The organism is Gabonia massiliensis, assembly GCF_001403595.1.
Lineage (GTDB): Bacteria > Bacteroidota > Bacteroidia > Bacteroidales > Coprobacteraceae > Coprobacter > Coprobacter secundus.
The window spans coordinates 482118-506925 of the sequence record NZ_LN877940.1; the positions used below are offsets into that span (position 1 = coordinate 482118).

The 24808-nt window shown below is 39.5% G+C and carries 23 protein-coding genes; 6 read left to right on the forward strand and 17 right to left on the reverse strand.

The genetic code is table 11. The annotated features are described in order from the left end of the window. The first annotated feature begins 63 nt into the window (after window positions 1-63). Window positions 64-651, forward strand: a complete 588-nt coding sequence (locus tag BN2628_RS11940; protein WP_055100326.1) for a DUF3109 family protein — start codon at window positions 64-66, stop codon at window positions 649-651. Between the two features lie 192 nt (window positions 652-843). Here BN2628_RS11940 and serS read toward each other — a convergent pair whose 3' ends face one another. Genes serS through rsmH form a run of 14 tightly spaced genes read right to left on the reverse strand, consistent with a single transcriptional unit; the run spans window position 844 to window position 17451 of the window. Next, window positions 844-2115 carry a serine--tRNA ligase gene (gene serS / locus BN2628_RS11945; protein ID WP_055097411.1) on the reverse strand — a complete coding sequence of 424 codons (1272 nt, stop codon included), beginning with the start codon at window positions 2113-2115 and terminating at the stop codon, window positions 844-846. Between the two features lie 40 nt (window positions 2116-2155). Continuing rightward, window positions 2156-2605, reverse strand: a complete 450-nt coding sequence (locus tag BN2628_RS11950; protein WP_021930839.1) for a GatB/YqeY domain-containing protein — start codon at window positions 2603-2605, stop codon at window positions 2156-2158. A gap of 33 nt (window positions 2606-2638) precedes the next feature. After that, complete coding sequence (gene ftsZ, locus BN2628_RS11955) at window positions 2639-3973, reverse strand: cell division protein FtsZ (RefSeq protein WP_074024165.1); 1335 nt, start codon at window positions 3971-3973, stop codon at window positions 2639-2641. A gap of 44 nt (window positions 3974-4017) precedes the next feature. Next, entirely contained in the window at window positions 4018-5340 is a 1323-nt protein-coding gene (ftsA, locus tag BN2628_RS11960; RefSeq protein ID WP_021930837.1) for a cell division protein FtsA, read from the reverse strand. 9 nt (window positions 5341-5349) lie between these two features. Continuing rightward, entirely contained in the window at window positions 5350-6084 is a 735-nt protein-coding gene (locus tag BN2628_RS11965) for a cell division protein FtsQ/DivIB (protein ID WP_021930836.1), read from the reverse strand. Next, on the reverse strand, window positions 6084-7451 hold the full coding sequence (gene murC, locus BN2628_RS11970) for a UDP-N-acetylmuramate--L-alanine ligase (RefSeq protein WP_055097414.1): 1368 nt from the start codon (window positions 7449-7451) through the stop codon (window positions 6084-6086). Before murC ends, BN2628_RS11965 begins: the two co-directional genes overlap by 1 nt. Window positions 7452-7453: 2 nt before the next feature. Then, a complete protein-coding gene (murG, locus tag BN2628_RS11975) occupies window positions 7454-8569 on the reverse strand; it encodes an undecaprenyldiphospho-muramoylpentapeptide beta-N-acetylglucosaminyltransferase (RefSeq protein ID WP_055097416.1) in 1116 nt (371 codons plus the stop codon). A gap of 7 nt (window positions 8570-8576) precedes the next feature. Next, window positions 8577-9809 (reverse strand): FtsW/RodA/SpoVE family cell cycle protein, encoded by a 1233-nt coding sequence (locus BN2628_RS11980; protein WP_021930833.1) that lies wholly within the window; start codon window positions 9807-9809, stop codon window positions 8577-8579. 14 nt (window positions 9810-9823) lie between these two features. Beyond that, entirely contained in the window at window positions 9824-11161 is a 1338-nt protein-coding gene (gene murD / locus BN2628_RS11985) for a UDP-N-acetylmuramoyl-L-alanine--D-glutamate ligase (protein ID WP_021930832.1), read from the reverse strand. Between the two features lie 30 nt (window positions 11162-11191). Further along, entirely contained in the window at window positions 11192-12451 is a 1260-nt protein-coding gene (gene mraY / locus BN2628_RS11990) for a phospho-N-acetylmuramoyl-pentapeptide-transferase (protein WP_021930831.1), read from the reverse strand. Between the two features lie 33 nt (window positions 12452-12484). Next, the gene (locus tag BN2628_RS11995; protein ID WP_021930830.1) at window positions 12485-13942 is read right to left on the reverse strand and encodes a UDP-N-acetylmuramoyl-L-alanyl-D-glutamate--2,6-diaminopimelate ligase; all 1458 of its coding nucleotides are present in this window, start codon (window positions 13940-13942) and stop codon (window positions 12485-12487) included. 50 nt (window positions 13943-13992) lie between these two features. Beyond that, window positions 13993-16113, reverse strand: coding sequence for a penicillin-binding protein (locus tag BN2628_RS12000; RefSeq protein WP_021930829.1), 2121 nt, complete (start codon window positions 16111-16113; stop codon window positions 13993-13995). Then, window positions 16110-16523, reverse strand: a complete 414-nt coding sequence (locus BN2628_RS12005) for an FtsL-like putative cell division protein (protein ID WP_021930828.1) — start codon at window positions 16521-16523, stop codon at window positions 16110-16112. Before BN2628_RS12005 ends, BN2628_RS12000 begins: the two co-directional genes overlap by 4 nt. A gap of 16 nt (window positions 16524-16539) precedes the next feature. After that, a complete protein-coding gene (rsmH, locus tag BN2628_RS12010) occupies window positions 16540-17451 on the reverse strand; it encodes a 16S rRNA (cytosine(1402)-N(4))-methyltransferase RsmH (RefSeq protein WP_055097422.1) in 912 nt (303 codons plus the stop codon). 312 nt (window positions 17452-17763) lie between these two features. Between rsmH and BN2628_RS12015 the strand changes: the two genes are divergently transcribed. The 4 genes from BN2628_RS12015 to BN2628_RS12030 all read left to right on the forward strand — a co-directional run bounded on the left by BN2628_RS12015 (window position 17764) and on the right by BN2628_RS12030 (window position 22011). Beyond that, window positions 17764-18588: a lyso-glycine lipid O-acyltransferase GlsA gene (locus tag BN2628_RS12015; RefSeq protein WP_055097424.1), complete on the forward strand. Its 825-nt coding sequence runs from the start codon at window positions 17764-17766 to the stop codon at window positions 18586-18588. Window positions 18589-18607: 19 nt separating this feature from the next. Continuing rightward, window positions 18608-19555 (forward strand): glycine N(alpha)-acyltransferase GlsB, encoded by a 948-nt coding sequence (locus BN2628_RS12020; RefSeq protein ID WP_021930825.1) that lies wholly within the window; start codon window positions 18608-18610, stop codon window positions 19553-19555. A 138-nt stretch (window positions 19556-19693) separates the two neighbouring features. Further along, complete coding sequence (locus BN2628_RS12025) at window positions 19694-20812, forward strand: WG repeat-containing protein (protein ID WP_055097428.1); 1119 nt, start codon at window positions 19694-19696, stop codon at window positions 20810-20812. 11 nt (window positions 20813-20823) lie between these two features. After that, window positions 20824-22011: a WG repeat-containing protein gene (locus BN2628_RS12030; RefSeq protein WP_257606477.1), complete on the forward strand. Its 1188-nt coding sequence runs from the start codon at window positions 20824-20826 to the stop codon at window positions 22009-22011. 10 nt (window positions 22012-22021) lie between these two features. Here BN2628_RS12030 and BN2628_RS12035 read toward each other — a convergent pair whose 3' ends face one another. From BN2628_RS12035 to recF, 3 genes are read right to left on the reverse strand one after another with little or no spacing between them, the layout of a single operon-like run. Beyond that, entirely contained in the window at window positions 22022-22456 is a 435-nt protein-coding gene (locus BN2628_RS12035) for an acyl-CoA thioesterase (protein WP_021930823.1), read from the reverse strand. A gap of 13 nt (window positions 22457-22469) precedes the next feature. Next, window positions 22470-22760 carry a DciA family protein gene (locus BN2628_RS12040; RefSeq protein WP_021930822.1) on the reverse strand — a complete coding sequence of 97 codons (291 nt, stop codon included), beginning with the start codon at window positions 22758-22760 and terminating at the stop codon, window positions 22470-22472. After that, window positions 22757-23860, reverse strand: coding sequence for a DNA replication/repair protein RecF (gene recF / locus BN2628_RS12045; RefSeq protein WP_021930821.1), 1104 nt, complete (start codon window positions 23858-23860; stop codon window positions 22757-22759). Before recF ends, BN2628_RS12040 begins: the two co-directional genes overlap by 4 nt. 207 nt (window positions 23861-24067) lie before the next feature. On the opposite strand from recF, the gene BN2628_RS12050 reads away from it, so the two are divergent. After that, window positions 24068-24754, forward strand: coding sequence for a tetratricopeptide repeat protein (locus tag BN2628_RS12050; protein ID WP_055097435.1), 687 nt, complete (start codon window positions 24068-24070; stop codon window positions 24752-24754). The last annotated feature ends 54 nt before the right edge of the window (window positions 24755-24808 follow it).

The window sequence follows — 24808 nt, forward strand, 5'->3', positions numbered from 1 at the left end:
GACAACGGGCAGCGGATAAATGCCGTTACTCATTGTCCGTTATTTTTATATATGGAACCTGTTATGTTGGAAATAGGAGATACATTGGTTAGTCTCGATGTTATTGAGAAGGAATTTGTATGTAATCTGGAAGCCTGTCTGGGGGCTTGTTGTATTGAGGGAGATGCCGGAGCACCTTTAGAGGAAGAAGAATGCCAAAAGCTTAAAGAGATATTACCTGTTATTTGGGATGATTTGTTACCTGCAGCACAGTCTGTCATTCAAGAACAAGGGGTCGCTTATATCGACCAGGAAGGCGATGTGGTTACGTCTATAGTAAATGGTAGGGATTGTGTTTTTACCTGTTATGGGGCTAATGGCATGTGTTATTGTGCCATAGAAAAAGCGTATAAGGAAGGGCGAATCGATTTTTATAAACCCATATCTTGTCATTTGTATCCGATACGAACAAAGAAGTATAGTGGTTTTACTGCAGTGAATTATAACCGTTGGAAAATTTGTAAAGCAGCTGAAGTTTTGGGGCGTAAAGAGGGTGTAAAAGTTTATCAGTTTTTGAAAGAACCATTGATTCGAAAGTTTGGAGAAGTGTGGTATAATGAACTTTGTGGAGTTGCTATTGAATACGAACGTCAAAAGGCTCAAGATGATTGAATTTTCAGAAAAATCGTTTAGTAGAGACGATTTTTTGAGTAAAAACTAATTTTTTTATAAATTGCCGATGTATGTAAATATTTAGTGTGATTATTATTTGCTTGATATTGGTGGATGCCGAGAGCCAACCAAATAAAAACCGCCAAAGAAATTTTTCATTGGCGGTTTTTGATGAGTATGGAACAAATGAGATTAGTCAATAATGTCAAATCCCGTATAAGGGACTAGGGCTTTGGGGATACGTATACCCTCGGGAGTCTGGTTATTTTCCAATAATGCGGCAACTATACGAGGTAAAGCTAGAGCACTGCCATTCAAAGTGTGTACCAGTCTTGTTTTTTTATCGGTGCCTTTGAAACGGCATTTCAGACGGTTGGCTTGGTAGCTTTCGAAATTGGATACCGAACTTACTTCCAGCCAACGTTTTTGGGCAGCGGAGAATACTTCGAAGTCGAAAGTAATGGCAGATGTGAAACTCATATCTCCACCGCAGAGGCGAAGGATGTGCCACGGGAGTTCGAGTTTTTCGACTAACGTTTGTACATAGTCAATCATCTCCTGAAGAGCTTCATAAGAATGGTCAGGATGTTGTATCTGGACAATCTCAACTTTATCGAACTGGTGGAGACGATTCAACCCTCGTACATCTTTACCGTAAGAGCCGGCTTCTCGGCGGAAGCATGCAGAGTATGCTGTATTTTTTATAGGCAGATCCGATTCATTTAAAATAACATCGCGGTACAGGTTGGTAACCGGGACCTCAGCTGTCGGTATCAAATACAGGTCATCTTCGTTACAATGGTACATTTGCCCTTCTTTGTCGGGCAATTGCCCCGTTCCGTATCCAGATGCTGCATTTACGACGTAAGGAGGTTGTACTTCGAGGTAACCGGCTTCCCGGGCGTTGTCCAGAAAGAAGCTGATAAGAGCGCGTTGAAGGCGAGCTCCTTTTCCTTTATATACAGGAAATCCTGCTCCCGTAATTTTTACCCCTAATTCGAAATCGATGAGGTCATATTTTTTTGCCAGTTCCCAGTGAGGAAGAGCGTCTTCCGGAAGGTCGGGAATTATTCCGCCACTTTTTTCTACAATATTATCTTCGGCAGTACGGCCTTCAGGAACTGCATCACAAGGAGTATTCGGGATAGAAAGCAGAATATCAGTAATCTGTTTTTCTGCATCGTTCATAGCCGATTCTAATGCAACATTTCCTTCTTTTAAACTGGCAACTTCGGTTTTTACTTTTTCGGCTTCTTCTTTTTTCCCTTCTTTCATTAATTTACCTACTTGGCTCGAAAGATTTTTCAGAGTTGCCAGACGTGCATCTAATTCGGATTGTGAGTTGCGTCGAGTTTTATCTAAATCTAATACTTTATTAATAAGCTCTTTGGCATCGAAATGCTTTTTGGCTAATTTCCGGACGATTTCTTCCTGATTTTCTTTTATTGCAGCCAGTGTTAACATATAAATATGATGTTTGTATTTGTGATATGTCTGATATTTATCAGGCTAATAGTTCTTTTACTTTGGCAGAGATAGCCTTCCCTTCAGCACGTCCGGCCAATTTTTTACTGGCAACACCCATTACTTTTCCCATATCTTTGGCAGATGTTGCACCTACTTCAGCGATAATATTTTTCAATTCGGCTTCCAGTTCTGCTTCAGTCATTTGTTTCGGGAGATATTCTTCAATGACTTTAGCTTCGCCTAATTCGCTTTCTGCCAATTCTGGACGATTTTGTTCTATATATATTTGAGCGCTGTCTTTACGCTGTTTTACCATTTTTACCAGTATTTTCATCGCTATGTCATCAGATAGCTCACCGTCTGAACCTTTAGCCGTTTTTGCTTCCAGAAATTCTTTTTTTATTCCTCTTAAAGTTTCCAGTCTCAGTTTGTCTTTGGCCAGCATGGCATTTTTTATGTCATTGCTGATTTGATCAAATAAATTCATTTTATATTCTGATTTTAATGATGTTATACTATTTTAAAAACGTATTGTTCCTTCTGCTGTTCCCGCTGTATTCGTATTGGCGGATGATTGGGGTGCTGACGGAGCCGATTCGTTGTTTTGTCCCGATTTGCTGTTGATGGCTAAACGGGCAGCAAATTGTGGGTCGCGATTGTATGTAGGGGACTTATCGAGCAATTCAAGTAAAGCATCGTCGTCCATTTGCTCAGCTTTTAATATCATAAAAGATGCTCTGACCCTGTTCCTTTCTATTTCCTTTGCAGCTTCGGGTCCATACATCTCTGTGATAGAATCTTGTGTATCATTGAAGGATTCTTCGTTTTGCTGTTCGAACGGATCGATAAAGTTTTGTGAAGCCATGGATGCCCCGTCTTTGAATCCTGTAGCCAGTATGATAATCTTTACGGTTTCTTCCAGACTGTCATCAATGGCTGCTCCCCAAATAACTTCAACATTTTTCCCAAATTTTGCCATGAAAGAGTTTACCTCGTTTATTTCTTCCATTTTTATCTGGTTGGTACTGCTAAAATAGAGGTTGAATAGTATCTTTTTAGCGTCGTATATATCGCTGTCGTTGAGAAGCGGAGAATTAAGGGCATCTTGAATAGCTTTTGATACACGTTTCTCTCCGGAGCCGTAACCAGAGCTCATGATGGCTTTACCTCCGTTTTTGAGAATAGAGTTTACATCGGCAAAGTCCAGATTGATATGTCCCTCTACTGTGATAATTTCTGCAATACTTTTGGCTGCGATAGTCAGTGTATCATCGGCTTTGCCGAAGGCGTTAAGAAAGTCAAGGTCGGGATATATCTTTCGTAGATTCTCATTATTGATAACCAATAGCGCGTCGACATATTGTTCCATTTCTTTCACTCCTTCGCGTGCTTGCAATATTTTGCGTTCTCCTTCAAACAGGAAAGGTATGGTGACGATACCGACAGTAAGAATATCTAGCTCTTTTGCTATTTTTGCAATGACTGGTCCGGCTCCGGTTCCTGTTCCTCCTCCCATACCGGCAGTGATGAATACCATCTTGGTGCCATCGTTGAAAAGGTCTTTTATTTCATCGATGCTTTCTTCAGCCGCCAGTCGAGCTCGTTCAGGCCGGTTCCCTGCTCCGAGGCCTTCGGTCGTTGTTTTCCCCAGTTGCACTTTGCGGGGGACTTCGGATCGTAACAAGGCTTGGTTATCGGTATTACATAAGACGAACGTTACATCTTGTATACCCTCTTTATACATATGGCTTACAGCATTTCCACCTCCACCTCCAACTCCGATTACTTTTATAATGGAAGGAGTACTTTGTGGTCCGGGGAAATCCCACGGTAAGTTATCCGTCAATTCGTCCATGGTTGTATATTGTTAAATTACTTTTTTGTTTTTATGATTCGTTATTAAGAAAGTTTGGCATCATTTTCGTCAAAAAGTTGTTCTGCCTTGTTTTTTAGATTTTTCCACCAAGAAGGACCGTCTGGATCTTTAGGTGGCTTGGGCGTTTTTTTCGGTTTTTCTTTTTGAACCGGAGGTGTAACGACTTCTGATTCAGTCTCGGTTACGGAGACTTTTTTAGTCATACAGTTTTCTTCTCCGAGCAATAATAGTCCTATTGCTTGAGAGTATGCCGGATTTCCTGCTTCGGTACGGTTGGCGAATGATATATTCTTTTGCAAAGTACCTCTTTTTACTTCTAATCCGGTTTTTTGGTGAAGCAATTCGGGTAGTTCTCGTAACTGGGATGCCCCACCGGTAATAATAATTCCAGCCGAAAGCTGGTCGGCGTATCCCGAAGCGTCAATTTGCTCTTTTACATTCTCCACAATTTCTTCGATACGGGCTTCTATTACATGGCAGAGGTCCTGGTATTTTATTTTTGAGGAATCGAGTCCGTCTATGCCTAATTGCCGAATGCCTTTTTCTGTAATAGGAGTGCTGATTGCACTACCGAATGCAATTTTAAGTTTTTCAGCATCGGTATCCAAAACATTTAATGTCCCGATGTCTTTCGTTATATTTTTCCCTCCGAATGGGATTGTTATCATATATCGGAGCAAATCGTCTTTATATATGGACAAAGTTGTTGTTCCGGCCCCGAAATCAATTAATGCGCAGCCCAAGCTTTTTTCATTACTGGTAAGCAATGCTGCTGCTGTGGCTTGTGCAGAGATGATGTAGCCGGCAATTTGCATTTTGCTGCGTTCGAATAGGCACCGTTCTATATTTTTCTTTATAGATGGTCTCCCGATAATAAGTTTCAAATTGGCTTCAATATCGGAGCAAAATGTACCTACAGGATTAGTTTCAAGATGATTGTCTATTAAATATTCATTTGGGACGACATCCATGATTTCAGCGTTGAATACCGGGAATGTACGACTTTCGGCATGTAAAGAGTTTATCAATACTTCTGTTACCGGAGTATCTTCGGCCAGGCGCCTGCGTACTTTGTGGCTGATTGTACGTACCGATTGTCCTCCGACACCAACATACATTTTATTGATGGAGCCAGGGACTCGATTCCCTAACTTTGTAATGATTTTTTTTACCCGGTTGGCCGCTTCTTCTACGTTTTGAATACATCCGCGTTTTATGCATCCCGATGATTCTTCTCGTTCGATTGCCAACACCTGTAGAGTGCCATCCTCGTTTTTTTGCCCTACTATACCTATGATTTTCGAGGTTCCGAGTTCAATTGCTGCAATATATTTTTCTGCGTCCATAGCGTTTTGTTATAAAGCTCTCCGGGTGCATATCACCTGGTTTTCGTATTTAATGTTTATAGTATCGTATTTGTTCCAACCTACTTTAGGCAGAGCTTGTTCATAAAGACAACGTAAATTTGCCAGTTTCCGTTCAAAGTTATCTATTTTTCCTAAAAGTATCAAATTATCACCCACTCTTGGTATTAATTCAATCTCTTGTTCAGGAGAGACATAGATTTGCTCTATTTGAGCATTCCAGAACTCATCTTGGTCAAGAAAACAGGCTAAAGGATATAATTTGTTTTTTGCATATGCTTTATTTATGTATCCTGTAGCAAGTGGAAGATATGCAGTAAAGTTTCCCGAAGTAGGCATTATCTGGGCATCTTTGTCGATATAATAATTTTCCCCGTTACTTATGACTCTGAGTATGGGTATCCGTTGGGTCAGTCTTATATGTACAGTGCCGCATGGAGTTTTGAAGCATTCGGCAGAGGCAATAAGTTGATTTTTTTTAAGTACATTTTCCATTTTTTCGGTGTTTATTCGTGAATAAAGTTTTCCTATCGGGTTTATTCCTTTATCCATAATTTCCCGTTGAATCTCTTTTACTGAAGTGAAATGGGTCTCCAGACTGTCTGCTAGCTCGATGTGAACGCGTGTGCATTTTATGTTCCCGGTTTCGGGAGCATAAAGGGCCAGTGTTACAATCAAATAGATAGGCATCAGGCTTACGAGTATGTACTTAAATATCTTTTTCATCAGGCTGACAATATCTCCTTTATCGCCGGTAACATCCGGTCTATGTCTCCGGCACCAAGAGTTATTAGGACCTCAAAGTTACGTTGTTTTATTTTTTCTAACAACATATCTTTGTGGCAAAGTTCTTTATTGCTGCATGTTACTTTGTCAAAGATGAGCTTGGATGTAACTCCGGGGATGGGGTGTTCCCTGGCCGGATATATATCTAATAAGATTAGTTCGTCAAGGAGTGACAGTGCTGCTGCAAATTCTTTGTAAAAGTCCCTTGTACGGGTATATAGGTGCGGTTGGAAGATACCGCTGATTTTTTTGTCAGGATATAAAGCTCGGACAGAGGTGATGCTGGCTTTTAGTTCGTCGGGATGATGAGCGTAGTCGTCTATCATCACTATATTGGCAGTTTTCAGCCAAAAGTCGAAACGCCGTTTTGCTCCTTTGAAAGATGCCATGGCCTTGCGTATATCTACTGCGTCAACACCATTTAGCCAGGCGATGGCCATGGCAGCGACACTATTTTCTATATTGATTTTCACCGGAACTCCCAGCTCTATATCTGAAATAACTTCTTTGGGAGTAACAAAATCAAATATAATCGTTCCTTTTCCGATGCGAATATTCTGGGCATGAAAGTCACCCCCGTTGTCTGCCGAGTATTGGTATATAGTCACTCCCTTTTGCACGTCGGGCTGTACTTTGATACCTTTTTTTATGACTAAGGCTCCTCCTGGTTGTATCAATGATGTAAAATAGCGGAAACTCTCAAGATATGCCTCTTCCGTACCGTAAATATCCAGATGGTCGGGGTCAGTAGCTGTAATTACAGCCATATATGGAGATAATTGATGGAACGACCTGTCGTACTCGTCTGCTTCGATTACGGTAAATTCGCTGGTATTGGAAAGTATCAGGTTGCTGTTATAATTTTTCAAAATACCGCCAAGGAAAGCATTACATTCGAGGGGTGATTGAGCCAATATATGCGCGGCCATGCTCGAAGTTGTTGTTTTTCCGTGAGTACCGGCAAAGCATAGCGCTTTGCTTGTACGGGTAATCATACCTAAAAGTTTGGCTCTCTTTACAATAGTAAATCCGTTTTCTCGAAAATATGAAAATCCATTGTGGCTTTCCGGTACAGCAGGGGTATATACGACCAGTGTTGTTTTAGGATGGCGACAGTATTCGGGGATGAGTGCGGAGTTTTCATCATACACGATTTCTGCCCCTTCATTTATTAGGGCTTCGGTGAGGTCGGAGGGAGTACGGTCATATCCGGCTACATGGTATCCTTTTGCTAAAAAATAGCGTACCAAGGCACTCATGCCGATACCTCCGGCTCCTATAAAATAAAGAGATGTAAAATTTTCCATTTTTATTTTTTCCTTTCGTTGACAATTTGGATGATAATATCAGCGATTCTTGCAGCAGAATTTTCTTGAGCCAACGTTTTTATATTGTCTTGCATATTTTTCAGCTTATCGTTGTCCCTTATGACGGCCAATGCTGTTTGCATGAGCTTGTCTCGAGCTTCGTTGTCTCGAATGAGAATGGCAGCACCTTTGTATTCCAAGGCTTGTGCATTTTTTGTCTGGTGGTCTTCTGCTACATTGGGAGATGGAACTAAAATGACCGGCTTTTCTAATAGGCAAAGTTCGGATATGGAGCTTGCTCCAGCTCGGGAAATGACCAAATCTGCAGCTTTATACGCCATATCCATATGGGATATGAAAGGCATTTGCTTTATGTGGTGACTAATTTTTTGAGATAAAGCTTTTTGAGCTTTTGCATCAAAGTTTTTTCCGGTTTGCCAGATGATTTGTACTTCATCGGATTTTGACCGAGTTATCCAATCAAGTATGCTTTCATTTATAGTGCGGGCTCCCAGGCTCCCTCCTATGACTAATATTGTTTTTTTCTCTGGGTCAAGGTTGAAGAAACGTACAGCTTCTTCCTGGCTGATTGTCTTGTTGAGTAATTCCTGTCTAACCGGATTTCCTGTTATTACAATTTTTTCTTTCGGAAAAAATTTTTCCATATTGTCATAAGCGACACAAATTTTTTTTGCTTTGGATGCTAGCAATTTATTTGTCACTCCTGCGTACGAATTCTGTTCTTGGATGACTGTCGGTATTTCCATGTGTGCAGCAGCCCATAGTGTGGGACCACTGGCATAACCTCCAACTCCAACAGCAATATCGGGTTGGAATCGTTTTACTGTTTTTCGGGCTTTATTTATACTTTGTAATAGTTTAACAACGACTTTGCAGTTTTTAAGCACGTTTTTCCTATCAAATCCACAAACAGGTAGACCTATGATATTATATCCGGCTGCCGGAACTTTTTCCATCTCCATCCGATTTTCTGCTCCTACAAAGAGGATATCGGCATCAGGTATTTTTGCTTTTATAGCATTGGCGATAGAGATGGCCGGAAAAATATGTCCTCCGGTACCACCGCCGCTAATGAGTACTTTGATATGATTTTCCATATATATTTTACATCATATTGGGATTGGGAGCCGAAAGATCTTCTGGGATTTCGGTTACAGTCCCGGTTAATTTTTTCTCTTCTTCGATACCTTCGATTGTTGCATATCTGCTGATACTTAGCATAATGCCGAAGTAAAGACATGTAATGATGGTGGAAGTCCCGCCTCGGCTGATAAGTGGTAGTGGTTGCCCGGTAACAGGAATCAACCCCACAGCGACAGCCATATTTATAATTGCCTGAAATACAATCATTAAAGCAATTCCTAATATGAGAAATGCTGGAAATGCCCGAGTACATTTTTTCGCTATCATGCCTGCTCGTATCAGTAAAGAGATATACAGGAACATAACAAATATGCCACCAATGTATCCCATTTCCTCAATTATAATTGCATAAATAAAGTCGGAATAAGCTTGTGGCAGGAAATCACGTTCTCGGCTGTTTCCCCAGAATTTACCGAAAACTCCACCGTTGGCGATGGCCATACGGGCATGATGTACCTGATAATTTCCATCTACGGTTTTGACTTCATATTCGGGTATTTCACTGCCGTGAAAGAACTGGTCGACACGGTTTTCCCAAGTGGTCACACGATCAAAGAGTGTCCATTCCTTAGGTAAATGAGGTACGAGGAGATATGTAAGTACTCCCACAAGAACGATGATTCCTACCATGCCGAAAAGTTTTTTCAGTTCTACGCGACCTATAAGCATCATACAGAATATGACAGATGCTAGAAGAAATGCTGTTGAAAAGTTTTCCGGAAAAATCAACAGGCAGAATACTCCGGCTGTGCAAGAAATAATTGTGAATGTGTTTTTTTCTACACCGTTTGGCCGTTGTTTGTTAGCCAGAATGAAAGCTGTGAATATTACCATTCCTAATTTGGCAAACTCGGATGGTTGAAGGGATATTCCGAAAAAGGAAATCCACCGTTTGGCATCGTTTACGACTTGTCCGGCAACTAAGGCATAAATAAGCAAGATGAAAGAAATCAGCAAGAGGAGCAGACCTACTCCCTTGAACCATTTATAATGGATATTTTGTATAATGAGCACACCTATTGTTCCGCAAAACAGAAATAATGCATGTCTTACAGTGGGTGCAAAATAATCCTGTATCTTGTAAGTCAGGGTGCTCGATGCACTATATATCTCCAAAATGGAAATAATGCAAAGGACAAAATAAATACCCCAAATATATTTATCTCCTTTGGGGATAGATTTGATTCCTTCCATATCTATTGTTGAGTTTATAAGTTCTTAACGCATTCTTTGAACTGAGTACCTCGGTCTTCGTAACTTTTGAATAAGTCGAAACTGGCGCAGCAAGGAGATAGTAATACGGTATCACCCGGTTGAGCCACGGCAAAAGCTTTATCGACGGCTTCTTTCATGGATGAGGCATCTTGTATTGTATCTACTTTTCCGTCAAAAAAAGCATGAAGTTTGCTATTATCGACTCCCAGACAAATGATAGCTTTTACTTTATCGTGTACCAGTGATTCTATTTCGGTATAATCGTTACCTTTATCTTTCCCTCCTAAAATCAGGACCACTTTGGTTCTCATACTTTCTAATGCATACCAGCAGGAGTTTACATTGGTCGCTTTTGAGTCATTGATGAATTCTACTCCCCGGATACGTGCAACTTTTTCAAGCCGGTGTTCCACTCCCTGGAAATCACTCAATGCTGCGCGGATGTCTTCTTTCTTTATGTCCAGGACATTGGCCGAAATGCTGGCAGCCATTGAGTTGAACAGGTTGTGCCTGCCTTGTAATGCGAGTTCCTGGTCAGTTATAGAAAAAGTGGTATCTGGAGCCTCTATAATGATATCATGATCTTTTTTATAAGCCTTGACTCCATCTTCGTGGGTTTCCGCAAACGGGAATAGCTTTGCTTTGAGATGATGGGCTTTCAATTCTTTTGATATGACTGGATCGTCATTCCAATAAATGAATACATCGTCTTCCGTTTGGTTCTGAGTGATACGGAATTTTGCATCTATATAGTTTTGCATATTGTATCCATATCGGTCAAGGTGGTCGGGGGTTATGTTCAGTAAAATGGCAATATTGGCTTTAAAATTGTACATGTTATCAAGTTGAAAACTGCTCAACTCTATGACATAGTAATCGTAATTTTGTGTCGCTACCTGGTAAGCAAGGCTCTGCCCTACGTTTCCGGCAAGCCCTACATTGAGCCCGGCGTTTTTGAGTATATGGTAAGTCAGTAATGTTGTCGTTGTTTTGCCGTTACTGCCGGTTATGCATATCATTTTGGCATGCGTGTATCGTCCGGCAAATTCTATTTCTGAAATGACAGGGATATTCCGTTCCCGTAAAGCCTCTATTATAGGGGCGTTTTCGGGTATTCCGGGACTTTTTATTACTTCATCGGCGTTGAGTATCAGTTCTTGTGTGTGATGCCCTTCTTCCCAAACGATATCATACTGATTGAGAAGGTTTTTATATTTGTCTTTGATAAGCGACATATCTGACACAAAGACGTCGAATCCTTTTACCTTGGCCAGTACGGCAGCACCTGCACCGCTTTCTCCAGCTCCTAAAACAACAATTCGTTTACTCATTTTTTCTTATCTTAAAAAACGTTGTTTTTATTATCGCATTTTTAATGTTACGATAGTGATTACAGCCAATATAATGCCTACAATCCAAAATCGCACTACAATTTTAGATTCGGGAATAGCTCGGAAGGGCCGTTGTATAATGGCATCTATTCCCGAATTTCCTTGTTTTTGAAAATGGTGATGTAAGGGAGCCATTTTGAAAAACCGTCTGCCTTCTCCGTATTTTTTCTTGGTAAATTTGAAGTAGGCTACTTGTATCATTACCGAAAGGTCCTCTACCAAGAAAATGGCGCAAAGAACCGGAATTAATAATTCTTTGTGTATCAGTATGGCAAATACAGCGATTATACCACCTAACGTAAGACTTCCGGTATCACCCATGAACACTTGTGCTGGGAATGCATTGTACCATAGGAACCCGATTGTCGCTCCGATAAAAGCGCTTGCGAATACGACAAGCTCCTCTGTCCCGGGAATATACATAATATTCAAGTATGACGCATAGGCAATATGTCCTGAGAGGTAGGCCAAAATGCCAAGTGTAACTCCGATTATGGCAGAGCTTCCGGTAGCTAATCCGTCGAGTCCATCTGTAAGATTTGCTCCGTTGGAGACTGCTGTTACAATGAAAATAGTTACTAATATGAAAATTATCCATCCGGCTATTTGAGCATTTTCTCCTAAAAATGGAACCAAATCAGCATAGTCAAAATTGTTATTTTTTAAAAATGGAATGGTGGTCTGTGTGGATTTTATATTTTCGGGCATGTATTTTATAACCTCTTCGTTATTGGTATTTTTGGCATATACATTTTCTCGAATTACAACATCGGGACTTAAATATAAGGTTAGCCCTACGATTAATCCTAAGCCGACTTGTCCGATGATTTTGAAGCGCCCGTGCAGCCCTTCTTTATCTTTTTTGAATACTTTTATATAATCGTCGAGGAATCCGATAGCACCCAGCCATACCGTTGTGATGAGCATTAAAAGCATATATATATTTTCGAGGCGACCAAATAGAAGGCATGGTATGATTATGGCAATGATAATGATAATTCCACCCATAGTTGGGGTTCCTTTTTTACTCATCTGCCCTTCTAATCCGAGGTCTCTGACTATTTCTCCAATTTGCATGTATTGGAGTTTATCGATAATTTTTTTCCCGATAATCGTAGATATAAACAGCGAAAAGATAAGTGCCATTCCTGAACGGAAAGAAATATATTTGAACATCCCCGCTCCGGGAAAGTCTAATTGGTCAAGGTAATGGAACAAATAGTATAACATATTCGTATATATTTTTATTTTTTTACATCGATATTACATTTCTCCCCGAAAAATTTTTTCTACTTCTTCTTTATCGTCAAAATGGTGTTTCACACCTTTTATCTCTTGGTAGTCTTCATGTCCTTTTCCGGCAATTAAAATGACATCTCCGGGTTGTGCAAACTGAGTTGCGGTACGTATGGCTTCTCGCCGGTCTGCAATGGAAAGAACTTTTTTCCTTTGAATAGAATCCAATCCGGCTAACATATCGTTCAGTATATCTCCGGGTTCTTCAAAGCGAGGATTGTCAGATGTCAATATTACTTTGTCACTGGCATTTACGGCTTCTTGGGCCATAAGAGGGCGCTTTCCTTTATCTCGGTTTCCTCCTGCTCCTACTACAGTAATGATATGACCTTTGTCTCCAATAACTTCCTTGATGGACCCGAGTACGTTGTTTAATGCGTCGGGAGTGTGAGCATAGTCTATGATAGCTGTATATTTTTCAGGGGCATGTAATGTTTGAAAACGTCCGGCAACCGGAACCAGCAGACTCATTTTTACAAGGATGTCCTCGGCATCTTTTCCTAAAAGGCAGGCAGCACCATAAACAGCCAGTAAATTGTAGGCATTGAATTTTCCCACAAATTGTACTTCTACTTCTCGCCCGTTTAGTTCGAGTGTAGTACCGTCGAGACGACTTTCGATAATGCGTCCTTTAAAATCTGCCAATGTGCGTAGAGAATATGTATGTTTTTGGGCTCGGGTATTTTGTAGCATGACCAGCCCTGATTTGTCATCCAGATTGACGAGGGCAAAGGCCTCTTTTTTCAGATCATCAAAAAACATCTTTTTTGCTTTCAAATAGGCATCTACTGTTTTGTGATAATCCAGATGGTCGCGAGTCAGATTTGTAAAAATGGCACCATCAAAGTCGAGTCCAGCGATTCTTTTCTGATGGGCAGAGTGAGAGCTTACTTCCATAAAAGCATAGGTACACCCTGCATCTACCATTTCTCTCAATAATTTGTGCAGGCTGAGGGGGTCGGGTGTCGTGTGTGTCGCTGGTATGGCAAGGGTGTCGATATAGTTGCATACAGTAGACAGTAACCCGACTTTTTCACCGAAAAGACGGAACAATTCATATAGTAAAGTAGCCGTTGTCGTTTTACCGTTAGTACCGGTTACACCGACCAATGTCAGTTCTTTTGATGGCTCTCCATACCAGGCCGAGGCCAATCGTCCTAATGCTTCGGCACTGTCATTCGTCTGAATATAAACAACTTTGTCTGATATTTTTTGTGGCAAGCTTTCACATACGATTGCAGTTGCTCCTTGTTCTATTGCCTTATCGATAAATTCATGTCCGTCGACCGATGTACCTTTTACGGCAATAAAAAGATATTTGTCTTTGATATTTCGGGAATCGGAATCTATACCTTCTATATTTATGTCAGGTTTACCATAAATTTGTTTTACGGTAATGTGTTGTACTAATCTTTCTAATGTCATTCCTATATTCATTTATTATATAAAACCAGAATATCTCCGGTGTGAATTTTTTATTTTAAAACTATTGCAATCGTCTGCCCTTTGACAATGTTACGTCCTGGAGGAATGGATTGGCTTATTACTCGCCCTTTTCCTGAAAAAGAGACTTTCAATCCTGTTTGCTCCAGTAAATATATGGCATCCCGAGCTCCCATACCCATAACATCTGGTGCGGTTTTCGGTTCTATCGATAGCCCTTTTAGGAGGACTTTATGAGTGTCGTCACTGACTTTTGTCCAGCTCTCGTCTCGGACGAAATCTTCGTAAGAGAGATTCATTTTATCGCAGGCGAAGACCGTTTGCTTGAAATTACCATTTTTGATACGGGGCAAATGGCTGTGAACAGTGTCCGGTTGGTTGGGGGTAATGGCGGATTGTATTCCTTGGGCATAAATCTGCTCAGCGATGTTTTTTACTACTCCACCAGACATCGTTCCTCCGGAAGGATAACCGATACGGGGGGCTGTTATTACTACGATTGCCGAATATTGGGGATTATCTGCAGGAAAATATCCGCAAAACGATACACGATGTTTTTTCCCGGCACCGCGGTATCCGGCGCTTCCTTGAGCTATTTGCGCCGTACCTGTTTTCCCTGCAATTTTTATATAGTCAGAAAGCACGGCTTTAGCTGTACCTTTCGTTACGACGTCTTCCAGCATTTGTTGGATAATCGACAATGTTGCAGGTTTGCATATTTGCGGGTTTATAATTTCAGTACTCATCTTTTGTAAGCTTACCCCGTCTTTGCATATTTCTTTTACGAAGATGGGTTTTATCATTTTTCCTCCATTAGCGATGGCATTATAAAACATTAGGGTATAAATAGGAGGAATCTGGGTTTCGTATCCGAATGACATCCACGGCAGAGATGTCATGGACCAGTTTTTCCGGTCTTTTATCGGATGTTTGATGATTGGATGCCCCTCTCCCGGTATGTTTAATTTTACCGTTTTGTTCAGACCTATGGCATACAGACCGTCAACGAAATCTTGCGGCCTTTTCCCGAATCCGTTGAGTATGATTTTAGCTACACCGATGTTTGAAGAATACCAGATTGATTGAGCTGCGGTTATTACATGGTAACCTCCTTTGTGTGCATTATGGTCGGTCATTCGTGAGCCTGCATACATAAATATTCCGTTCCCAGTATCTACCGGATCGTCGGGTCTGACAACACCTGCATCTAATGCGACCATCATGGATGCGACTTTGAACGTTGATCCCGGCTCCAATTCGTCAGCGACGGCATGATTCCTTGTTTCTGCATAGACTCCGGCATAATTTTTACCTATATTGGTAATTGCTTTTACCTCTCCGGTTTTTACATCCATAACCACAGCAGTGCCAGATTCTGCGTCTGTTTTTGTTAACATCTCAATAAGGGATTTCTCGGTAATATCCTGGATGTTGATATCGATGGTCGTATGGATATCTAATCCATTGATAGGTTCTTTATTGGCTATATTTACCCATCTGCCTCGTATTTTTTGTTTGGTGCAAGAGCCCGGTTTCCCTCTTAAGAGAGAGTCATAGGCCAATTCGATGCCATTTTTCCCTCCCTTTTCATATTCACCGTATATGTCACCGATTGTCCGGGAAGCTAATGAACCGAAAGGTTTGATTCTTCTTACCATGCGTTTGGTATAAAAACCGCTTTTATTAGGACTCATTCTTAGGAATGGGAAAGTCTTTATTTCTTTCATGTCGGTATATGAAACTCTTTTTCTGCAAATCGGATATTGGCGGCTTCCTTTTCTATATCCGTTCAACAAATGTTTTTCATACCCGAGAGGGGAACGGTCTCCGAGTTTTTTGGATAGGGCCTCGCTCAGAGGTTTGATGTATTTCATCAATGTGTCTTTCTTCAACCCGTCGGCTTTAAAATCGATATACAGATAATATTGGGGTATGCTGCTTGCCATCAGGCGACCGTCGGCCGCGTATATATTCCCTCGATTGGGATAGAGAGTAACATTTTCGATTTTTAGGGAGTCGGCTTTCTTCTGCCATTCCTCTCTTTCGACGAAAATAGTCCGTCCGGCACGTGTCAATATTGCTATACAGACAATAAGAATGCATATGATGATAATAGAATAACGGAGCAATATGTTACCTTTATCTGCTGTCATTTATCTGTCGCTTTTTTTATCAATTTAAATGGTGGCTGTTTCGATTCTTCTAAAGAAATTCCTTTGGATTCTATCAGTGCTTGTACTTGTGATTGGCGACTGCTGCCCATTAATTCAGAAGACAAGGTTAGAGCTTCGTACCGGATATCTGTCAATTGCTTTTCCAAACTGCCTATTTCGGCTATTTTTTGCTGGCAGGTATATCTGTTACTTATATAAATGAGCACAAGAATCATAAATACGGCAATGCTTCTCCATCTATTTATAAGGACTTCATTTGAAATACCTCGTCCTTTGAAAATATCGGTCATGGCTTTATATAAAATTTTTATATAATGCATAAACGTTTTTTTCTCTTCTGGCGCATCATTATTTATTGTCTCTTTATTATTTGTTGTCTCTTCTTCCATATGTCGAAACTGATAGTTATATTTTTTCTGCTATTCTGAGCTTTGCACTTCTGGAACGAGGATTTTTTTCTATTTCCTCTTCCGTGGGGGTGATTACTTTATTATTGATTTGTTTTAACGGAGTATTTATCCGTCCATAAAAATCGGTTTCTATTTTTCCTTCAAAGTTTCCGGTTTTAAAATAATTTTTTACTATTCGGTCTTCGAGAGAGTGATAGGTAAGAACGACAAGTCTTCCCCTTGGTTTCAGTAATTCTGTCGACTGTATTAGCAATCGTTTCAAACTATCCATTTCGTGATTTACTTCGATGCGTAGAGCTTGAAATAGTTGAGCCAGTTCTTTTTTTTCCTGTTTTCGGTTGATGAATGGCTGTATAATTTCTAAAAGCTCATGAGTTTCGGTTATCTTTCTGTTGTTTCGAGCCTTGACTATGGCAGATGCGATTTTTCGTGAAGATTTTAACTCTCCGTAGAGATAAAAAATATCTGAGAGTTGTTCCTCATTGTAGTTATTGATTACGTCGGCTGCCGATTCTCCCCCTCGATTGTTCATCCGCATGTCAAGTTTCCCATCGAAACGGAATGAAAATCCCCTTTGAGCATCGTCAAAATGATGAAAAGAAACTCCTAAGTCTGCTAATAGGCCGTCGATTTCTTGTACATTATGATAACGCATAAAGTTTTTCAGAAATCGAAAGTTACTTCTTATAAAAGTAAATCTGGAATCTTTGATAATATTTTTTTCGGCATCTTTATCCTGGTCAAATGCATAGAGATGCCCTGATGCATTGAGCTGTGTCAGGATAGCATTGGAGTGACCACCGCCACCGAATGTAACATCAACATATGTCCCGGAAGGAGAAATGTGTAGTCCGTCTATGCATTCATTGAGCAAAGCAGGTATGTGATATATAGGATTTTGCGTCATTTTCACCTAAAAATAAAACTATCTCGGATTTAGCAGGTAAAGTTAGAAATAATTCTTTTATCTGTCTTTACGAAAAGAGCGATTTTTTATGTAAAAGTTATCAACAGTTAGTTTTTGATAATTAAGGATTTCGCAATGTTTATTTTCTGTAAAGATTTAAAAAAAAGGCGATATGAAAAATGGTATAAAAAGTCGTTGAAAAGAGGCAAATCGATAATAATTTCCGAAAAAAAGAACAGAATTGTGTAATACTGGCATTTTTCTAAAAAAAATAATGTACTTTTGTGCACTTTCTTTTTGTATAAAGGTCAAATGGATAAAGAATTACCGCTACAATTAGACATTGAGCGAATTATAAAGACGAAAGCCCCGGGGCTGGGGAAAAAACTCCCTGGGTTCGCTTACCGTTTTCTTGAAAAGACAATTTGCCAGGAGCGCATGAATTACATCTTACGTACTTATAACGGAGATGAAGGTGTGGACTTTGCAAATTCATTACTTCATGAATTAAATGTAACCGTCAACCTTGTCGGCACAGAAAATATCCCGGAAAAGGGACGTTTCACATTTGCCTCTAATCATCCTTTAGGAGGCCTCGACGGTATAAGTTTAGTTTCTGTTTTAGGAAGCAAGTATAATTCTAAAATAAAATTTCTGGTCAACGATTTATTGATGAATGTGAAGCCCTTAGCTCCTGTTTTTCTGCCTATTAATAAGTATGGAGGACAGGCAAAGGACTCGGCCGAAGAGATACGAAAGGCTTATGAGTCAGATGATCAGATTTTAGTATTTCCTGCCGGATTGTGTTCGCGGTTGCAGCCGGGAGGAGTACAAGATTTAGAGTGGAAGAAAACATTCATCGCAAAAACGATTCAATATCAACGGGATGTGGTTCCGGTATATTTTGATGGTCTTAACTCAAAATTCTTTTATCGTTTTGCAAGAATTCGGAAAATGTTAGGGCTGAAATTCAATATTGAGTTGATATATTTACCCAGCGAAATGTTTAAAAGTGAAAATAAAACGTTTACTATATATTTTGGTAAACCGATACCTTGGCAGACATTCGACCGGACCAAGACTTTGGGACAGTGGGCTACGGAGGTAAAAAAACAGGTTTACGATTTAAAAAAATGATAGAAAAATTATCAGTATTATGGAAGAGATAATAGCACCGGTGGATAAAAAACTGATAAAGGCAGAACTTACTCCGGAACGTTTTATGCGCCAAACGCGTAAGGCAAACAATGAAATTTATATCGTTAATTGTTATAATGCTCCCAATGTTTTGAAAGAAATAGGGCGTTTACGTGAAATTGCATTCCGTTATGCGGGAGGTGGTACGGGAAAGCCGTGTGATATTGATGAGTATGATACTATGGAGGAGCCGTGCCAGCAGCTCATTGTCTGGAATCCTGAGGCTGAGGAGATATTGGGTGGATATCGTTTTATTTTGGGGGAGAATGTCAAATATGACTCTCTCGGAAGGCCGATAATTGCAACCTCCCATATGTTTGATTTTTCTAAAAAATTTATAGAGGAATATATGCCTTATACTCTTGAACTCGGACGTTCGTTCGTAACTTTGGAGTATCAGTCATCCCGGGCGGGAACAAAGGGCTTATATGTTTTAGATAATCTTTGGGACGGATTGGGAGCTCTGACCGTAGATTACCCGCAGATAGAATATTTTTTCGGAAAGGTAACTATGTATCCGAGCTACTCAACACGTGGACGGGATATGATTCTCTATTTTTTGAATAAACATTTCCCTGATAAGGAAAAGTTGGTATGGCCGCGTACTCCTTTACAGACTACTACAGATGTTAAGGAAATGGAGAAGCTTTTCCCCTCTGATGATTTTAAGGAAAATTATAGGATATTGAATCAAGAGGTTCGGGCTTTGGGATATAATATTCCTCCGTTGGTAAATGCATATATGGGATTGTCTCCTATGATGAAAATGTTTGGGACGGCAATCAATGATGAGTTTGGTGATGTAGAGGAATCGGGCATATTGATTGCGGTAAATGAAATTTTGGAAGAAAAGAGAAATAGACATATTGAGACTTATGATAAAGTAGGTACAATCAAGCTTGTATAGCATTTTTTATAAAGGAAAGAGTTTTGTGAGCGGAGGGTAAAAATGTATTACTCTCCGTTTTTGTGTTGAAAAAAGATGTATCTTTGTATAGGCAGGTGATATGTATAATATTTTATTTTCTCATAAATAATAAGTCCTATGGTTGTTCTTGGAAAAAAAAGTTTTTTATCTTTATTTTTGCTGATAGTGTTCGGAGCTTTTTCTTGTGGAAATAAAGGTAAAAGTCGCATCGATTCTGTTTCGTTGGTACCTGTATGGGCAGAAGATACATGCCGTTATATCAACGATAATGACGAATCAGTTTTTTGGGGAAAGTATTCGGAAAGTTCTCTTTTTAGGGAAAATCTGGCACTTGTACAGACACAGGGTCGAGAACAGAAATATGGGTATATTGATGGAGACGGGGAGTTTGTTGTAGCGCCTCTTTACAAACGAGCTACGGTGTTTAGCGAAGGCCTTGCATGGGTCGTTAAGCAGGGGGAGGCTCCGTGTGCCATCAATAAAAAAGGTGAGTTGAAGTTTACTCTCCGTGAGGCAGAGAATGTATTATGTTTCAGTGAGGGTATGGCGGCCTATTCTGTAAAAGAGCCCAAAGGCTCTTTTTGGGGATTTGTAAATCGTAATGGGGAAACAATTATTGATACTCATTTTAAGAATGCCGGAAGTTTTTCTTTTGGGAAAGCTGCAGTAATGAATGAAAAAGGTAAATGGGGATATATCGATAAAACAGGAGAGGTGATTATCGATTATATGTTTGATAAAGTGAAGCCTTTTTATCGGGAAGATCGGGCAATTGTCTGTGTGAATGGATTATGGGGAGTAATTAATGAAAAAGGTGAGGGTGTTGTAGCTCCCGAATACAGTCATATGCGTGCGGACGGGAAATGGCTTTTGATAGAAAAGAACAAAAAATGGGGATGGTGCAATGAAGATGGTTCTATAGTTATAGAGCCTCGTTTTGAGAAAGGTTTTAATTTTTATGATGCACCGTTGGCTCCTGTACGGATAGATGGGAAATGGGCCTATATTAACAGAAAGGGAAAAATCAAGATAAAACGTCAGTTTGATATGGCGTTGCCTTTTGTAGGGAAACAGGCTGTTGTGTGGACCGGTACTCGTATAGGCTTTATAAATGAGGATGGACGTTATGTAATAAATCCTCAATATGATAAAATCAGTAGGGATTATATTTCTAATGCATTGGATGGTCAATCATATTATGTCATAGTGGATACAGACCATTCTTACCATCGGTAAATATGAAAATTATGATGGATTTTATAACCCGAAGTTTGATTTTGGGATACTTTTGTATTCTTTGGGGTTGTACAGGTGAAAAGAATCGGATAGAGCTGTATCCTGTGCAGACTGGAGAATATTGGCAATATATTGATGCAGATGGAAATGTTGCCATTGATAAAAATTTTTGTTCTGCATCTTTGTTCAGAGAGGGCCTTGCGGTCGTATCCATAGAAGAAGGGAATAACACATATTATGGCTATATTGATAGGGAAGGTGATTTTGTGATACCTGCCCGATACAGCCAGGCGACGTGCTTTAATGAAGGTTTGGCATGGGTGGTTCTTCCGGGGGATGTACCTCAAGCGATTAATACGTCAGGAGAAGTTGAGATAGTTTTGGACAGTGCTTTTTCTGTAAGTACTTTTTTTGATGAGATGGCCCTTTTTTCAGTTATAAAAAATCGAAATGCTCCACTTTTCGGGTATATCAATAAAAAAGGAGAAATTATAGTTATACCCCAATATATTGATGCCGATTTGTTTTCTCATGGTTTGGCTGCTGTGCGTACGGTGGAAGGGAAGTGGGGATTTATAGATTGTTCGGGAGCGATGGTTATCCCTGCTTTATTTGAGAAAGATTTTAATAGGGTAGATTATAATAACCCATATGAATCGGGGAATCTGAGGTTTGACTCTAACCAAAAGGCGATTGTCCAAGTTGGAGGAAAATGCGGGCTGATAGGTCGTGACGGGAAATATGTCGTTACTCCTCGTTTTGATGCAATGTCTGTAGATAGTAATAATTATATGATTCGGCAAGGAAAGAAGTGGGGTTGGTGTGATGAAGATGGTCGCGTAATTATTGATGCCGTATATGATGCTGTACGGCCGTTTAATGGGTTTGCATTGGCTCCTGTTCTACTGAACGGAAAGTGGGGCTTTATCGATAAAAAGGGTAAAATGAAGATAATGCCTCAATATGAAAATTCTGTATCCTTTACCGGGAAAGTAGCGGTTGTTCAGAGTGATAATAAGATTGGGTTTGTCAACGGACAGGGAGAGCTACATGTACCTTTGTGTTTTGATGATATAAATGATGATGTGTATTGCCTGCCTTACGGATATTCGTCGTATTTGTATGTGCAAAACGAACGGTTGGCAAACTCAATATCGGAAACATCTGTTTATGGAGAGTCTCAAAGTATCGATAATTGATAGAGTGAGCCTATTTACGGCTCAGGTCTCTACCTTCGTATTGACTTATACATTTTCTCCAGTTTTCAGAGATTTCTTTAGCAGTAGATAGTTTGACGTCGAACCCGACCATGATAGTACTGCATTCAGCTTTTATTTCGTTTGTTTGGGTGTTGATAATTTGTTGTAAAACCCGCATACTCTTATTGCCTATTTCTGCGACGGTGGTTTGTACGGCGATGGTATCTTTAAAAAATACCGGAGAGAAGAAGTCTGCGTGTATATTAGCAATGACGATATCTGCATCTTTCCAGTCGATTTCTTTTCCTTTTACCGTTTCGAAGTAAGAGGCTTTTCCCAAATCGTAAAAAGAAAAATATACAGAATTGTTGAGATGCCCTAAGGCATCGATATCATTGAATCTTATTTGTAGGGGGACGATATGTCTAAATTTTGGAGTTTCCATTTTATAATTGTTTTTATTTAAAGATTATGTCAGTAATAACTTCCGTGCCTATGTATTTGTTCAAACGTTGTATCAGCATATTTCGACACATGCTCAATTCGTTACGAAGTACTGCAGATGATAGTTGCACATATAATATGCGATTGTGTATATAGAGTTTTGTCGTATAGCGGGCGACAGAATCGCCGAGAAGACTATTCCAAGACTTTATGAGTTTCGTTTCGTTTAACTTTACATCGAGATTTTGGTCTTTTAATAGCTGGGAAATTATTTCACCGATAGATTGAGCTTCTTGTTTTTTCATAAAGCATCCTCCTTGTTTCGAGTTATATTTCCGTTATCGACATTATACAAATGATAACTGTTTCCTGTCTGTTTGATAATTTCGTCGAGATATTTCCGGTTAGTATCTGTAATGAATATTTGGCCAAAACGCTCCCCTGAGACGAGTTTTATGATTCTTTCTACTCGGTGGGCATCTAACTTGTCGAAGATATCATCGAGAAGAAGTATAGGAGTTGTGCCGTTTTTATTTAGGAAATCAAACTGAGCAAGTTTAAGAGCTACTAAAAACGTTTTGTTTTGTCCTTGTGACCCAATTCGTTTCATAGGATATTCGCCTAACCTCATCTCCAAATCATCCCGATGAATACCCCGGGTAGTATAACCTAAAATACGGTCTCTGTCTCTGACTGACGCGAGTTGCTTTGATAGGTCACCTTGCGCAATGTCGGATGTATATTCTAATTTTACTTCTTCACTACCGATGGAAATATAATTGTAAAATTCTTGAAAAACGGGGATAAACTCTTGTAAGAAGGCCTTGCGTGAGTTATAGATTGACAAGCCATATAGAGCCATTTGTTCTTCCCAGATTTCGTATAGCGATGCTTCGGTAACTTCGTCTTTCAGTAAGGCATTGCGTTGGGCCAAAGCTTTATTATACCGGATAAGTGTGTTTAGGTAATCTTTATCGAATTGAGAAATTACCAAATCGAGGAATTTCCGTCGTTCGTCACTCCCGCCTCTTATAAGTTCGGAATCGGCCGGTGAGACCAATACCAAGGGCACGAATCCAATATGGTCAGACAAGCGGCTGTATTCTTTCTTATTTCGTTTGAACTGTTTTTTTTGTTTTCGTTTCAACCCGCAGTATAGTTCTTCAGGCACTCCGTCTCTGTCATAATATCCTTGCAGCATGAAAAAGTTCTCTTCATGTTTGATATTTTGCGAATCGATGACATTCGTACTGCTTTTACAGAATGAGAGGTAGTATACTGCATCGAGAAGATTTGTTTTGCCCATTCCATTATTACCTAAAAAACAGTTGATACCCGATGATAATTCCAAATCGGCTTGCGCAATATTTTTGAAGTTTAGAATAGAAAGGCGATTCAATATCATTTTTAATAAAATTTATTGTTGCAAACGTACATAAAGTTTTTTACTTTTTGAGTTTCCAATATGTGAAAACAGGCTAAAAACGAGATATTAAGGTAGCAGATATAAAAAAGTAGGGCGGAAATTTTATTTATATACAGAAATAAATTACTTTTGTCAACCAATTAAACCTTTATACTTACAGTTTTATAGAAATAAATAAAAAGAAATATGTCACACGAAAAGAAAGAATTAGACGAGTTGGATAAAGTAAACGCCGCTCTTAGCAGTTCAGAACAATTTATACAACAGTATCAGAAACCTATTTTATTGGGACTTTTAGCTATTGTTATTATTGTATCGGCAATTATCGGTGTTCGTCATTTTTATGTTTTGCCTCGCGAAAATAAAGCTCAGGCAGAAATGTATAAAGGAGTATTTTATTTCGAAAAAGATTCATTCCAATTGGCATTACAAGGAAATGAAGCCGATTTTATTGGTTTTAAGGCAATAGCAGATGAATATAGTTCTACCAAAGCCGGAAATTTGGCTGCTGCATATTCAGGGTTGAGTTTATATAATCTGGGTAAATATGATGAGGCTATTACTTATTTGAAAAATTTTGATGCTGATGAAGAGTTTATCTCTCCGGCAATTATCGGTACAATAGGAGATTGCTATGTGAATATGGATAAATATGAAGAAGGTGTCGGATATTTTGAAAGAGCAGCGAAGAAAGCCGATAATGATATGCTAAGCCCTATTTATCTGAAAAAAGCAGCAACTGTTTATGAAAAGTTGGGAAATAAGAAAAAGGCATTGGAAATGTACCAGAAAATAAAAAATTCTTATCCAAAATCAATGTCAAATCAGGATATAGAGAAGTATATCGTTCGTGACGAAGAGGCAGGAAAATAAAATTGAATTTTTAAAATAAGTACAAAAAAGCTACCTTTGCCAAGGTGGCTTTTT

What these genes read in the sequence shown, in the direction of transcription:
- BN2628_RS11940 (WP_055100326.1), top strand. Translation starts at nt 64, where the DNA reads ATGTTGGAAATAGGAGATACATTGGTTAGTCTCGATGTTATTGAGAAG.
- serS (WP_055097411.1), bottom strand. Translation starts at nt 2,115, where the DNA reads ATGTTAACACTGGCTGCAATAAAAGAAAATCAGGAAGAAATCGTCCGG.
- BN2628_RS11950 (WP_021930839.1), bottom strand. Translation starts at nt 2,605, where the DNA reads ATGAATTTATTTGATCAAATCAGCAATGACATAAAAAATGCCATGCTG.
- ftsZ (WP_074024165.1), bottom strand. Translation starts at nt 3,973, where the DNA reads ATGGACGAATTGACGGATAACTTACCGTGGGATTTCCCCGGACCACAA.
- ftsA (WP_021930837.1), bottom strand. Translation starts at nt 5,340, where the DNA reads ATGGACGCAGAAAAATATATTGCAGCAATTGAACTCGGAACCTCGAAA.
- BN2628_RS11965 (WP_021930836.1), bottom strand. Translation starts at nt 6,084, where the DNA reads ATGAAAAAGATATTTAAGTACATACTCGTAAGCCTGATGCCTATCTAT.
- murC (WP_055097414.1), bottom strand. Translation starts at nt 7,451, where the DNA reads ATGGAAAATTTTACATCTCTTTATTTTATAGGAGCCGGAGGTATCGGC.
- murG (WP_055097416.1), bottom strand. Translation starts at nt 8,569, where the DNA reads ATGGAAAATCATATCAAAGTACTCATTAGCGGCGGTGGTACCGGAGGA.
- BN2628_RS11980 (WP_021930833.1), bottom strand. Translation starts at nt 9,809, where the DNA reads ATGGAAGGAATCAAATCTATCCCCAAAGGAGATAAATATATTTGGGGT.
- murD (WP_021930832.1), bottom strand. Translation starts at nt 11,161, where the DNA reads ATGAGTAAACGAATTGTTGTTTTAGGAGCTGGAGAAAGCGGTGCAGGT.
- mraY (WP_021930831.1), bottom strand. Translation starts at nt 12,451, where the DNA reads ATGTTATACTATTTGTTCCATTACCTTGACCAATTAGACTTTCCCGGA.
- BN2628_RS11995 (WP_021930830.1), bottom strand. Translation starts at nt 13,942, where the DNA reads ATGACATTAGAAAGATTAGTACAACACATTACCGTAAAACAAATTTAT.
- BN2628_RS12000 (WP_021930829.1), bottom strand. Translation starts at nt 16,113, where the DNA reads ATGACAGCAGATAAAGGTAACATATTGCTCCGTTATTCTATTATCATC.
- BN2628_RS12005 (WP_021930828.1), bottom strand. Translation starts at nt 16,523, where the DNA reads ATGGAAGAAGAGACAACAAATAATAAAGAGACAATAAATAATGATGCG.
- rsmH (WP_055097422.1), bottom strand. Translation starts at nt 17,451, where the DNA reads ATGACGCAAAATCCTATATATCACATACCTGCTTTGCTCAATGAATGC.
- BN2628_RS12015 (WP_055097424.1), top strand. Translation starts at nt 17,764, where the DNA reads ATGGATAAAGAATTACCGCTACAATTAGACATTGAGCGAATTATAAAG.
- BN2628_RS12020 (WP_021930825.1), top strand. Translation starts at nt 18,608, where the DNA reads ATGGAAGAGATAATAGCACCGGTGGATAAAAAACTGATAAAGGCAGAA.
- BN2628_RS12025 (WP_055097428.1), top strand. Translation starts at nt 19,694, where the DNA reads ATGGTTGTTCTTGGAAAAAAAAGTTTTTTATCTTTATTTTTGCTGATA.
- BN2628_RS12030 (WP_257606477.1), top strand. Translation starts at nt 20,824, where the DNA reads ATGATGGATTTTATAACCCGAAGTTTGATTTTGGGATACTTTTGTATT.
- BN2628_RS12035 (WP_021930823.1), bottom strand. Translation starts at nt 22,456, where the DNA reads ATGGAAACTCCAAAATTTAGACATATCGTCCCCCTACAAATAAGATTC.
- BN2628_RS12040 (WP_021930822.1), bottom strand. Translation starts at nt 22,760, where the DNA reads ATGAAAAAACAAGAAGCTCAATCTATCGGTGAAATAATTTCCCAGCTA.
- recF (WP_021930821.1), bottom strand. Translation starts at nt 23,860, where the DNA reads ATGATATTGAATCGCCTTTCTATTCTAAACTTCAAAAATATTGCGCAA.
- BN2628_RS12050 (WP_055097435.1), top strand. Translation starts at nt 24,068, where the DNA reads ATGTCACACGAAAAGAAAGAATTAGACGAGTTGGATAAAGTAAACGCC.